Here is a 12,816-nt window from a genome sequence, read left to right on the forward strand (position 1 = left end):
CAGGCTCACCTTCCCGGGGTCACCCGGCGACGCCTCGGTCGCGATCACGGCGAAGGTGAGCGTGTTGCGGTCGCGCAGCACCCCGTTCGGGGGCACGGACTCCCGCTGCGGGCCGGCGCCGTTGAGGTACTGGCCCATGTTCCAGCCGTTGACGAAGAGCAGCACGCGGTAGCCCCGCGCGGTGGTGTCCTCGAACCGCAGGCCGAGCGACACGTCGTGCCCGCGCGGCAGGGGAGACCACGTGCCGCTGCTCGGCCGACGCGGGGGCCGCGACCACCGGGGTGGTCGCGGCCGGCGAGCCCAACAGGACGAGCACGACCGCTGAGAACCTCACCGGACCCCTCGCAGCGTCAGCGCACCGCCTTCAGCGCTGACGAGCACGCCGTCGGAGTGCGAGCCGAGCGTGCCGCCGTCGACCGCGTCGACCGCGGCGGCGCCGACCAGCAGCAGCGCCCAGCTCGACGGCGCGCCCTCGGCCTCGACCCGGATCTCGTCGCCCTGGCGGCGGGTGCGGAACGTGGCGTCGCCGACCACCGTCACGTGGTCGCCGTCGGCCAGCCGGTAGGCCCGCAGCGTGACGCCCTCGGCGTAGTCGTAGTCCGGCCGGTCGTCGACCGCGCCCACCGGCAGGATCGTGTCCGGGCGCACGAGCACCGGCGCGGTGAGGAAGTCGCAGCGGTCGCGCGCCCAGCGCGGGCCCTGCACGGTCTCGCCGGTCAGCAGGTGGGTCCACACGCCCTCGGGGACGTAGTAGGACACGTCGCCCTCGTCCGAGAACACCGGGGCGACCAGCAGGTCGTCGCCGAGCATGTACTGGCGTTCGAGGTGGGCGCAACCGGGGTCGTCCGGGAACTCCACCACCATCGCCCGCATCATCGGCGCGCCCTCGGCGGCGGCCTGCCGCGCGGCGCCGTGCAGGTACGGCATCAGCCGCAGCTTCAGCTTCGTGAAGTGCCGCAGCACGTCGACGGACTCCTCGTCGAACAGCCACGGCACCCGGTAGGACGAGCTGCCGTGCAGCCGGCTGTGCGAGGACAGCAGGCCGAACGCGATCCACCGCTTGAACAACGCCGCCGACGGCGTGCCCTCGAACCCGCCGATGTCGTGGCTCCAGTAGCCGAACCCGGACAGGCCCAGCGACAGCCCGCCGCGCAGGCTCTCCGCCATCGACTCGTAGGTGGCCTCGCAGTCGCCGCCCCAGTGCACCGGGAACTGCTGCGAGCCGGCCGTGGCGGACCGGGCGAAGACCACCGCGTCGCCGTCGCCGCGCCGCTTGCGCAGCACCTCGAACACCGTCTGGTTGTAGAGGTGGGTGTAGTGGTTGTGCATCCGCTCCGGGTCGGAGCCGTCGTGGTACACGACGTCGGTCGGCACGCGCTCGCCGAAGTCGGTCTTGAAGCAGTCCACGCCCTGGGCCAGCAGCGCGTCCAGCTTGGCCGCGTACCACGCGCGGGCGGCCGGGTTGGTGAAGTCGACCAGCGCCATGCCCGGCTGCCACAGGTCCCACTGCCACACGTCGCCGTTCGGCCTGCGCAGCAGGTAGCCGTTCGCCTTGCCCTCGGCGAACAGCGGCGACCGCTGCGCGATGTAGGGGTTGATCCACACCGAGATCCGCAGGCCCCGGGCGCGCAGGCGCTCGAGCATCCCGACCGGGTCCGGGAAGGTGCGCGGGTCCCACTCGAAGTCGCACCAGTGGAACTCGCGCATCCAGAAGCAGTCGAAGTGGAACACGCTCAGCGGCAGGTCGCGCTGCAGCATCCCGTCGATGAACCCCGACACCGTCTCCTCGTCGTACGACGTGGTGAACGACGTCGACAGCCACAGGCCGAACGACCACGCGGGCGGCAGCGCGGGCCGACCGGTGAGCGCGGTGTACTTGCGCAGGATCTCGCGCGGCGTCGGACCGTAGACCAGGAAGTACTCCAGCGACTGGCCCTCGACGCTGAACTGGACCTTCGACACCGCCTCCGAGCCGACCTCGAACGACACCAGCCCGGGGTGGTTGACGAAGATCCCGTAGCCCGCGTTCGTGAGGTAGAACGGGACGTTCTTGTACGCCTGCTCGCTGCTCGTGCCGCCGTCGGCGTTCCAGATGTCGACGGTCTGGCCGTTCTTCACCAGCGGACCGAACCGCTCGCCCAGCCCGTAGACGGTGTCGCCGACGCCCAGGGCGAGCTGCTCGCGGACGTGGTGCGTGCCGTCCACGGTCATGAAGCCGATGCCCTTGGCGCCGCTGCTGGTCAGCGGACGGCCGTCGGCGGTGAACTCGACCCGCCACTCCTCGCCGCGGCGCACCCGCACCGACAACGCGCCGGCGGTCATCACCACCCCGGCGTCGTCCTCCACCACCTTGGCCTCGTGGGCGCCGTCGGAGGCCACGGAGAACACCGGCTCCGCGGGCGTCCCACCGTCGAAGTGCGTGATCGTCACGCCGATCACGTCGGCCATCGGCGAGGTGAGCCCCAGCGTGACCGCCGGGCCCTTGAGCGTGTCGCCGCGGTGCCGGATCGGACGGGTCGACGCGTGCACGACGACCTCCCCGTTCCCCGCGGCGACGTCGCGCACCTCGACCGGGTGCGCGGCCTCGACCCCCGGTCGCAGCAGCCAGTACCCGTCGCTGAACTTCACCCGAACTCCAATCGGCGAAAACCTGACCGCGTGCGGTCAAGGGAAGCGGCTCGATGTGTCTCTTGCCGGTCGACCGGCGCGCGGCGCCGCGCGACCCGGTGGGGCGCCGGGGGAACCGGAGCCGGCCCCACCGGTAACCGCTCCCGCCGGTGCGGGCCCGTCACTTGACCGCCCCCGCCGTGATGCCGCGGGTCAACGCGCGCTGGAAGATCAGGAAGAAGACGATGGCCGGGACGACCCCGAGCAGCGCCGAGGCGCTGGTCATCGTGGCGTCCATCATCCGCTGGCCCTGGAGCACCCCCAGCGCCACCGGCACGGTCTGGTTCTCGTTGGAGATCAGCAGCACCAGCGGCAGGAAGAACTCGTTCCAGGTCCAGATGAAGAAGAACACGAACAGCACGCCCAAGGTCGGCCTGCTGATCGGCACCACGATCCGCACCAGCGCCTGCCACTTGGTCGCGCCGTCGATGCGGGCGGCCTCCAGCAGCTCGCGCGGGAAGCCGCCGAGCGTGGAGGTGAGCAGGTAGGTGCCGAACGCGGCCTGGACCACCGTGAAGACGATGATCACGGCGAGCTTGGTGTCGTACAGCCCGACCTCGTTGGCCAGGAAGTACAGCGGGTAGGCCAGCGCTTCCTGCGGCAGGGTGTTCGCGATGAGGAACACCACCAGGATCCACAGCCGGCCCTTCACGCGGCCGATGCCCAGCGCGTAGGCGTTGAACACCGACACGACCACCGCGAGCACGGCCACCGACCCGCTGATCACCACGCTGTTGACCAGCTTCTCGCCGAAGTCCACCCGTTCCCAGAAGGCGACGACGCCGTCCAGCGAGATGCCCGAGGGCAGGTCGAGCGGTCCGCCGGTGGAGTACTCGGCCGGTGTCTTGACCGCGTTGAGCGCGACGAGGGCGAACGGCGCCAGCATCACCGCGGCGAGCACGATCATCGACCACAGCACCGCGTGCCGCCTCATCAGCGCTCACCCCGGTTCTGCACGCGCAGGAACACCGCCGTGAGGACCAGGACCAGCGCGGTGAGCACGGTGGCGATGGCCGCGCCGTAGCCGACCTGGGTCTTCTCGAAGAAGTTCTGGAACGAGTAGTAGGACGGCACGTTGGTCGACCCGCCCGGCCCGCCCCTGGTCAGCACGTAGATCGGCGCGAACACCTTCAACGCGGCGATCGTGCAGGTCAGCAGCACGACGAAGATCTCCGGCCGGATCTGCGGCACGGTGACGTGGAAGAACCGGCCCCACCACGACGCACCGTCCAGCTCCGCGGCCTCGTGCAGCGACGGGTCCACGCGCTGCATCCCGGCCATGAAGATCACCACCGGGTAGCCGACCTGGATCCACAGCATCACCGCCATCACCGACCACAGCGCGAAGTCGGGGTCGCCGAGCCAGTTCTGGGCCAGCGAGTCCAACCCGACCGCGCGCAGCACCTCGTTGAGCGCGCCGTCCCGCGGCGCCAGGATCCAGCTCCACACGATCCCGGCCACCGCGATCGGCAGCACCTGGGGCAGGTAGACGCAGGCCCGCAGCACGGCGGCGTGCCGGGCGCCGAAGTGCTCGCCGATGAAGTCGAACAGGGCGGCGGCGATGACGAGCCCGGCCAGCGTGGGCAGGATCGCCATCGCCACCACGAGCCCGACGTTGTGCCGGAACGACGCCCAGAACGTGCCGTCGCCCATCAGCCGGGTGTAGTTGTCCAGCCCGACCCACTCCGGGGTGCCCGCGCCGGACCACTCGGTGAAGCTGATGCCGATGTTCATCCCGAACGGCACCAGGATCACCGCGAGCAGCAGCAGGCCACCGGGGATGAGGTAGAGCAGGTACGACCCGCGGTCGCGGATGGAGGCGGGTGCCGAGCTCATTTGCCTACGCTCGCCGTGTTCTCCTTGTAGTAGTCCGCCATCTCGGTCAGCGCCTCGTGCGCGCCGATCTGCCCGGTGATCACCTTCTGCACGGACGACACCTGCGCGTCGTAGAAGCCGGGTGCGGGCCAGTCCGGGTAGAACGCCAGCCGGTCGCCGTCCACGAGCGCCTTGAAGTCGTCGTTGAGCTGCTTGGTCTTCGGGTCGGTCACAGGGGTCTCGCCCGGCGCGACCGCGATGCCGCCCGCGTCGCGCAGCTTGTCCTGGATCGCCGGCGACATGGTGATCTCGATGAAGTCGTAGGCGAGCTGCTTGTTCTTCGAGCCCTCGGGCACGACCCACAGGTTGCCGCTGGACCCGGCGGTCATGCCCGGCCACGGCACCGAGGCCCACTCGAAGTCCTTGACCTGCGCCTGCACCCGGCCGTACCACCAGCTGCCGCTGATCATGATCGGGCTCTTGCCCTGCATGAACGACAGGCCCATGTCCTCGGCCTTCACGCCGGCCGAGTCCTTGGAGATGTAACCCTCGCGCAGCCACTCGGCGAACCGCTCCGCGCCGAACACCCACGGCTTGTCGTGGAAGTCCACGTCACCGGTGTAGCGCTGGAACCGGTCCACCCAGTCCCGGTCGGCCTGGGTCAGCGCCAGTTGGTACAGCAGTTGCGCGGCCGGGTACTCGGCGCCGCCGAGCGCGAGCGGCGTGACGCCGGCGGCGACGAACTTCTTCATCGCGGCGGTCAGCTCGTCCAGCGTCCGCGGCGCGGCCAGCCCCTGCTGGTCGAACAGGGTCTTGTTGTAGTAGACCATCACGTACTCGGCGTAGTTCGGGACGCCGTACCACTTCCCGGACCCCATCACGCCGCGGTCGTCGTACTTCGCCGTGGTGTCGATGCCCGGCCCGAGCTTCTTGTCCCACCCGCGCTTGGCGACCTCGTCGCTGATGTCGGTCAGCAGGCCCTGCTTGGACAGCAGGCCGGTGGTCGCGTTGCCCTTGTTGTACTCCAGGATGTCCGGCGCGTCCTTGGAGTTGAGCACCATCGAGGCCGTTTTCTGGATCTGCTCGAAGCCCTTCTCCTCGAACTTCACCGTCACGCCCGGGTGCGAGGCCTCGAACTGCTTGATCGCCTCCGCCCACGCCACGCCCATGGCGCTGTCCGGACCCTCGTAGTGCCACAGCTTGAGGGTGTTGGGGTCGGAAGCTCCGTCGGAGCCGCCGCAGCCGGCCACGGCCAGCACGGCCGCGACCGCGGCTGCCAGGAGACGCTTGGACATCAGGGTGATCCCTCCACGGTGAGGTTGTCGATCCGGGCCTTCCCCGTGAAGACCAGGTAGACGTCCTGCCGGCCGGTCGCGCCGCGCAACGGCGCCGTGACCGCGGTCCAGGAGTGCCCGTCGGCGGTGGTCGGCACGGCGAGCGTGCCCGCCAACCGGCCGCCGGGGCCGCCGAGGCGCACCTCGACGGTCGTCGGCGCGTCCGGGTTCGCCACCCGGGCCGTCAGCGACCGGGACGACCGGCCCAGGTCGACGTCCTCGAACGAGACCCACTGGCCGGGCGCGGTCGAGGCGACGGCGGTGCCGCGTTCCTTGGTGGTGTCCACCAGGGTGACGCCGGAGTAGTCGTCGAAGTTCTGCGCCTGCGTGACCCGGCGCAGGTCGCGCGGCGGGATGGTTTCGCCGCGCACGCTGAGCACGCGGGTCAGCGGACCGACCGCCAGCTCGTGCGGCGCGCTCTCCACCACCGGCTTCTCCCGGGTCACGTCCCAGAACGCCAGGTCGGCGGCGCGCACGGTCAGCTGGACCGTCTTCGTCTCACCGGGCCGCAGCTCCACCCGGTCGAACGCGCGCAGCCGCTTGAGCGGCTGCCGGGCCCGCGACGCCAGCTGGCGCGAGTACAGCCGCACCACCTCGGCGCCCGCCCGGTCGCCCCGGTTGGTCACGTCCACGCGCACGCGCACCTCGCCGGAGGCGTCCACCGCGGTCCGGTCCACCCGCAGCCGCGAGTAGCCGAACGACGTGTAGCTCAGCCCGTGCCCGAACGGGTACAGCGGCTCGCCGGTGAAGTACTGGTAGGTGTGCCCGGACTTCGAGATGTCGTACCGGAGCTTGTCCGGCAGGTCCGCGTCGGACCGGTACCAGGTCTGGGTCAGCCTGGCGCTCGGGTTGTGGTCGCCGAACAGCACGTCGGCGATGGCGTGGCCGGTCTCCTGGCCCGCGTGCGTGGTCCACAGCACGGCGGGCAGGTCCGCGGTGTCCCAGTCGCCCGCGTACGGGTAGCCGCTCTCCAGCACGACGACCGTGCGCGGGTTCGCCTCGCGCACCGCGTCGATCACGGCGCGCTGGCCGGCGGGCAGCACGGTGGTCTTGCGGTCGTCGTCCTCGCGGCCGTTGATGAACGGCATGCTGCCGACCGCCACCACGGCCGCGTCCGCGCCCTTCGCCGCTTGCACCGCGCTGTCCACACCGCTGCGCACGACCTCGCGCCCGAACTTCGCCGCCGCCGCCGGCGTCTCGGCGGTCACGGTCAGCCTGCCGTCCGCGCCGACGACCGCGTACCGGCCCCGGCCGAACCACGACTGCGTGACGTCGTTGCCCGCGTACTCCAGCACGAAGGAGCCGTCGGGCAGCGCCACGAGCTCGAACTGCTGCTGGACGAACCAGCCGTTGGGTTGCGTCGCGTTGTTGACGAGGCTGCGACCGTCGCCCAGGGACACCGTCCTGCCGTTCGCGACGGCCCGCAGCGTGACCGTGCCCTCGCCCCAGTCGAACACGTCGAACCCGCTCGCGTCGCCCGGCGTCACCTCGGTGGCGGTGAGCGGCGCGCCGGAGTCCGAAGTGGACGCGGTGACGTACCTCCCGGTGGTCAGATCACGCAACCGGATGCGGTCGACGCCCTCGCTGGAGGTGACCGCGGCCCGTTCGGCGAGGCCTTGCAGGGGCGTGACGCGGTAGGGCATCGTGCCGGAGTACCAGTCCTCGTACAGCGTGTCCGCGAGCTGCCCGACGACCGCGACCTTCTTGGTGTCCGCAGTGGACAGCGGCAGGGTGTTCCGGTCGTTGCGCAGCAGCACGACCTGCTCGGCTGCCACCTGTCGGGCGAGCAGCCGGTGCTCCGGCGCGTCGATCACGTCCGGTGTGGTGCTCGCGTGCGGGTTGCGGCCGGGCGGGTCGAACTCGCCGAGCCGGAACCTGATCGACAGCACGTGCCGCGCCGCGTCCTCGACGTCGGCCGCCGTGATGAGACCCCGGCCGATCGCGGCCTTGACCGACGCGGTGGTGGGGGCGGAGTTCCGGTCGTCCTCGGTGAAGCTGTCCAGGCCCGCGCGGATCGCGGCGGCGTTGCCCTCGACCCGGTTCGGGTGGTACCGCTGGGCGCCGGCGACGTTCGACGCGCCGCCCGCGTCGCCGACGATCATCAGGTCCTCGTCGGTCCAGGAGCGCACGACCTCGTCCAGCTCGGGGCCGACGTGCGTCGGGCGGCCGTTGACCAGGTTGTACGACGCCATGACGCCGGTCGCGGCGTCCGCCGAGATCGCCGGGCGGAAGGCGGCCTCGTCGTAGTCCTTCAGGATGCGCGGCGGGACGATCGAGTCGACGGTGACGCGGTCGTCCTCGACGTTGTAGGCCAGGTAGTGCTTCAGCGTCGGCGCGGCCTGGAGGTAGTCGGGGTGGTCGCCCTGGACGCCGTGACCGAACGCGGTGGAGATCCGGCCGGTCAGGTACGGGTCCTCCGAGTAGCCCTCCTCGTTGCGGCCCCACCTGGGGTCGCGCAGCGGGTTCACCACCGGCGCCCACAGGTTGAGGCCGTTGTGCGCGGGGTCCTTCGCGTGGAAGCCGCGGGCCTCGCGGCCGGTGACCGCGCCCACCCGCTCGACCAGGTCGGGGTTCCAGGTGTTCGCCAGGCCCAAGGCCTGCGGGAACACCGTCGCCCCGCCGAGCCAGGCCACACCGTGCAGCGCCTCCGTGCCGGTCTTGAACGCGCCGATCCCGAGCCTCGGGATCGCCGGTTGGTACTGGTGCAGCAGCGACACCTCCTCGTCGACCGTCAACCTGGCGAGCAGGTCGGCGATCCGGGTGGCGCGCGGCAGGTCCGGGTCGCGGAACGGGAGCTCGTCGGCGTGGGCGGGCAGCGGCGCGACGAGCAGCGACGCGACCAGCGGCAGCACCAGCGAACGGCGGGCTCTCGACACGGGCCGCCCCCTTCGTCTTCGGGGAAGCGTGGAGCTCCCTCGCCATCGAAGCGCTTCGACTGGCGACCCTAGAGGGCCGGCCGCGACGGGCGCAACAGGCTGCCGGAGTGAAAGTTGTTAACGCTAATTCACTTGACCGGAACGTCTTGACACCCGCGCGTCCCGGGAGATACGACTAATACCTCGCCGCCGTGGACCGCCACTTTTCCGGCCCGTGGATGTTAACGTTCACATTCGCCGCCGGACCCTACGGACCTGGGGGCCGCGCATGCGCACCCGCACCCTGCTCGCCGCCGTGACCAGCGTGGTGGTCGCCGCGTTCGGGCTCGCCGGTCCCGCGCCGGCCGCCCTCGCCGCCGGTCCGGTGCCGCATTACCTGATGACCGCGTTCACCAACAGCAGCGAGTCGAACATGCACGTCTACGACTCGGCGAACGCGACCAGCTTCGCCCTCGTCCGGTCCAACGCCTACACCCCGCCGTCCGGCCTCATCCGCGACCCCAGCGTCATCCGGCACACCGACGGCTACTACTACATCGTCTACACCACCAACTGGACCGGCGACACCATCGGCTTCGCCCGCAGCGCCGACTACACGACGTGGACGTTCCTGCGGAACGTGGTGGTGGGCTTGAACGGCTCCACCGGCAGCACCTGGGCGCCGGAGTGGTTCAAGGACTCCGACGGCAGCGTGCACGTGGTCTTCTCCGCCTCCACCACCGGCACCGCCGGCCAGTTCCGGCCCTACCGGATCACCGCGACCAACAGCGCGCTGTCCACGTGGACCTCGCCGACGCCGCTGGGCATCCCGGCCAACTACATCGACAGCCACCTCGTCAAGGTCGGCGGGACCTACCACAACTTCCTCAAGAACGAGACCACGAAGTACATCGAGCACGCCACCGCGACGTCGCTGAACGGACCGTGGCAGTTCGTCGGCACCGGCAACTGGGCGGGCTGGGGCTCGGGGCTCGAAGGCCCGGCGCTCGTGCGGCTGCCGGACGGCCGCTGGCGGATCTACTTCGACCAGTACGGCACCAAGCGCTACTACTACGCGGACAGCTCGAACCTGAGCTCGTTCGGCGCCAAGGTGGAGCTGACCGGGCTGTCCGGCACCGCCCGGCACTTCACCGTGCTGCGCGAGGACGTCGGCGACGGCACCGCGGTGGCCACCGGCAGGCGCTCGCTGCGCTCGGCCAACTTCGCCGACCGCTACCTGCGGCACCGCGACAACCTGGCCTACGTGGACCCGATCAGCACCGCGACCGACCGCGCCGACGCCACGTTCGACGTCGTCGCCGGGCTGGCCAACGCCGGCTGCTACTCGTTCCAGTCGGTCAACCACCCCGGTCGCTACCTGCGGCACCACACCATGCGCCTGGTGCTGAACGCCGACGACGGTTCGGCGGTGTTCCGCGCGGACGCCACGTTCTGCGGACGGGCCGGGCTCGCGGGCGGCGGCACGACGTCGTTCGAGTCGTTCAACTTCCCCGGCCGCTACCTGCGGCACTACGACTACGCGATGCGGCTGGACCCGCGCACGTCCGACGCCGCGTTCACCGGTGACGCCTCCTTCACCGTGACCGCGCCGTTGGGCTGACGGTCGCGGACCCGCCCCCGGCGGGGCGGGTCCGCGGTCGCGGTCAGGCGGTGAGCAGCGTCAAGCCGTAGGTGGACAGGATCTCGTTGATCGGCTGGAACCAGGTCCGGCCGCCGGACGAGCAGTTGCCGTAGCCGCCGGACGTGACGCCCTGCGCCTGGTCGCCGGTGATGAACGAGCCGCCGGAGTCGCCGCCCTCGGCGCACACGCTGGTGCCCGCCATCTGGTGCACGTCACCCTGCGCGTAGTGGATCGTCTCGTTGCGGGACTGGATCACGCCGCAGTGCCAGTGGGTCGTGGAGCCCGAACGGCAGACGGACGTGCCGACCGGCGCCTCCCACGAGCCGCGCACCAGGGCGTCGCTGACCGTGCCCCAGCCGAGCACGACGGGCGCGTTCCACCAGCCGCCGCCGGTGCGGACCCACGCGTAGTCGTTGCCGGGGAACGAGGACCCGGCGAACTGGCCCTGCCAGGACCGGTCCCAGCCGTACACCTGGGCGCCCGTGCCGCCGCAGTGGCCGGCCGTGACGTAGCCGCCGTGCACCGAGAAGCCGATGGAGCAGCGGACGTTGCCGGTGTAGTACGGGTCGCCGCCGACGGTCCCGGCGGCGAACGGCACGGGCGCGGTGACGCCCTCGGTGTTCACCTCGACGGGACCGTGCTTGCGCGCCTCGGCCAGGAACCGCGCGACCTCCGCGGTCTGCACGCCGGGCTGGACGTCGACCACGACCGCGCCGCTGCGCGGGTCCGGGTGCCAGCTGGTCACGGCCGCGGGCACCGCGCCGGACGCCGACAACGCGTCCACGCGGTCCTTGACCCGGTCGAGCTCGGCCGCGCTGCGGCCGACCAGCCGCGCCTCGGCGCCGGTGGCGCGGACCCGGTCGGCCGCCGCGGTGTCGGTCACGCCGACCACGAGCACGCCCTTGTCCTGGTCGAACCAGCTGCCGCCGAAGGACGACCCGGCCGCGGTGCGCGCCGAGGGAGCGCGCCGGGTGGCCTTCGCCTCCAGGTCGAGCCTGGTCCGGACCTGCTGCTCGGTCAGCCCGAACGCGGTCCGCATCGCGGACACCAGGCCCGGCGACAGCTGGTCGGCCGCCGGCGCGGCCTGGGCCGCCGGGGCGACCACGAGCCCGCTCACCGCCAGCGCGGCGGCCACACCGATCTTCGTCAACGTTGTCATCCGCATGCAGTTCTCCTTGTCCACAGGGAGGCGCGAGGCCGATGCAGGTCGACCGCGCACCCGAGGCAAGTCAGCGAGAGAGCGCTCTCACAGTCTGCTGGTTCAGACCATGCAACACCGGCTGCCCGTCGTCAATCCCCTGCGGCGGACCGGTCCCCCGCCACGTCGGGCGCCCCGGTGCGGCGATCGGTGGCCGTGCGCGGCGAAACTCCGCCCGTGACGGCGCGACCGCCGCTTACCCTTGCCGGGCTCGAACCCGAGCGCACGCACCGACAGAGGGGGAAGAACCCGTGCACCTGAACCGAAGACTCGGCGTCGTGCTGACGGCGGCCGCGGCGGCGACCGCGGTCCTGACCGGTTCCGCGCAGGCCGCCGGCACGATGACCGAGCTGCCCGCGCTGCCCGGCTCCTACGAGGCCATCGCCACGGGGGTGAACAACGCCGGCGTCATCGTGGGCCGCTCGATCCGCGACGGGTGGGGACGCGCGACCCGGTGGACCGCGGCCGGCGGCGCGACCGACCTGGGCGCGCTGCCCGGCGGCCAGTACAGCATCGCGACCGGGATCAACGGCTCCGGGGTGATCGCGGGCCACTCGGAGGTGGCCGGCGGGACCAGCCGCGCGGTGCGGTTCGGCCCAGGCGGCGGCATCACCGACCTGGGCCTGGTCCCCGGCTACAGCGACAGCTTCGGCCTGGGCGTCGACGAGGCCGGCGTGGTGGTCGGCGAGGGTTGGGACCGCTCGACGGCCGGCCGGCGCGCGGTGAAGTGGGACGCCTCCGGTGCGCTGACGCAGTTCGCCCTCCCCAACGGGACCCGCAAGAGCCTGTTGGGCGGGGTCGCGGCCAACGGCATCGCGGCCGGCAGCGTGTTCGTCACCGAGCAGGTCGAGAAGGCCGTGCGGTGGGACCAGGACGGCACCTTCACCCTGCTGGCCTCGCTGCCCGGCGGCGGCAACACCAGGGCGATCGCGGTCAACCGGTACGGGCAGGCGGCCGGCTACGCGTACACCGCGAACGGCTACCAGCACGCGGTGCGCTGGACCCGCGAGGGCAGGGTCATCGACCTCGGCGCCGCCACCCCGCACCACAGCATCGCGCGGGGCATCAACGAGAACGGCACCGTGGTCGGCGACGCGCAGGACAGCGCGGGCCGGTACCAGCCGACGCGCTGGAGCTCCGGCGGCGAGGCCCTCGCCCTGGGGCTGCCCGCGAACACCTACGCCGGCAGCACGTGGGCCGTCAACCGGGCGGGCGTGATCGTCGGCTTCACCGACCAGGGTGGCCCGAGCCGCGCCGTCCGCTGGTACGCGGGCTGATCCGCGCGGGGTGCCGTCCGGTGTGGAC

At 71.7% G+C, this 12,816-nt stretch carries 8 protein-coding genes and 1 pseudogene; 2 read left to right on the forward strand and 7 right to left on the reverse strand.

The genetic code is table 11. The features are described 5' to 3' along the window. Nucleotides 1-48 precede the first annotated feature (48 nt). The 6 genes and pseudogenes from EDD40_RS44260 to EDD40_RS04100 all read right to left on the reverse strand — a co-directional run. Nucleotides 49-231, reverse strand: a pseudogene (locus EDD40_RS44260) (beta galactosidase jelly roll domain-containing protein); the annotation flags it as partial. 99 nt (nucleotides 232-330) lie between these two features. Next, entirely contained in the window at nucleotides 331-2,628 is a 2,298-nt protein-coding gene (yicI, locus tag EDD40_RS04080) for an alpha-xylosidase (RefSeq protein ID WP_123741709.1), read from the reverse strand. Nucleotides 2,629-2,788: 160 nt separating this feature from the next. Then, nucleotides 2,789-3,601: a carbohydrate ABC transporter permease gene (locus tag EDD40_RS04085; protein WP_123741710.1), complete on the reverse strand. Its 813-nt coding sequence runs from the start codon at nucleotides 3,599-3,601 to the stop codon at nucleotides 2,789-2,791. Further along, complete coding sequence (locus tag EDD40_RS04090) at nucleotides 3,601-4,503, reverse strand: carbohydrate ABC transporter permease (RefSeq protein ID WP_123741711.1); 903 nt, start codon at nucleotides 4,501-4,503, stop codon at nucleotides 3,601-3,603. Before EDD40_RS04090 ends, EDD40_RS04085 begins: the two co-directional genes overlap by 1 nt. Continuing rightward, a complete protein-coding gene (locus EDD40_RS04095) occupies nucleotides 4,500-5,777 on the reverse strand; it encodes an ABC transporter substrate-binding protein (RefSeq protein WP_123741712.1) in 1,278 nt (425 codons plus the stop codon). The genes EDD40_RS04090 and EDD40_RS04095 overlap by 4 nt, the downstream gene beginning before the upstream one ends. Next, nucleotides 5,777-8,692: a glycoside hydrolase family 3 protein gene (locus EDD40_RS04100; protein ID WP_211348078.1), complete on the reverse strand. Its 2,916-nt coding sequence runs from the start codon at nucleotides 8,690-8,692 to the stop codon at nucleotides 5,777-5,779. The genes EDD40_RS04095 and EDD40_RS04100 overlap by 1 nt, the downstream gene beginning before the upstream one ends. 268 nt (nucleotides 8,693-8,960) lie before the next feature. On the opposite strand from EDD40_RS04100, the gene EDD40_RS04105 reads away from it, so the two are divergent. Beyond that, nucleotides 8,961-10,292: a glycoside hydrolase family 43 protein gene (locus tag EDD40_RS04105; RefSeq protein ID WP_123741713.1), complete on the forward strand. Its 1,332-nt coding sequence runs from the start codon at nucleotides 8,961-8,963 to the stop codon at nucleotides 10,290-10,292. A gap of 43 nt (nucleotides 10,293-10,335) precedes the next feature. Here EDD40_RS04105 and EDD40_RS04110 read toward each other — a convergent pair whose 3' ends face one another. Further along, on the reverse strand, nucleotides 10,336-11,478 hold the full coding sequence (locus EDD40_RS04110; protein WP_123747745.1) for a S1 family peptidase: 1,143 nt from the start codon (nucleotides 11,476-11,478) through the stop codon (nucleotides 10,336-10,338). Between the two features lie 284 nt (nucleotides 11,479-11,762). Here EDD40_RS04110 and EDD40_RS04115 point away from each other — a divergent pair, with 284 nt between their 5' ends. Next, nucleotides 11,763-12,788 (forward strand): hypothetical protein, encoded by a 1,026-nt coding sequence (locus EDD40_RS04115; RefSeq protein WP_123741714.1) that lies wholly within the window; start codon nucleotides 11,763-11,765, stop codon nucleotides 12,786-12,788. Nucleotides 12,789-12,816 lie beyond the last annotated feature (28 nt).

Origin of the sequence: Saccharothrix texasensis, from assembly GCF_003752005.1 — a bacterium.
In the GTDB taxonomy this organism is placed as follows: domain Bacteria; phylum Actinomycetota; class Actinomycetes; order Mycobacteriales; family Pseudonocardiaceae; genus Actinosynnema; species Actinosynnema texasense.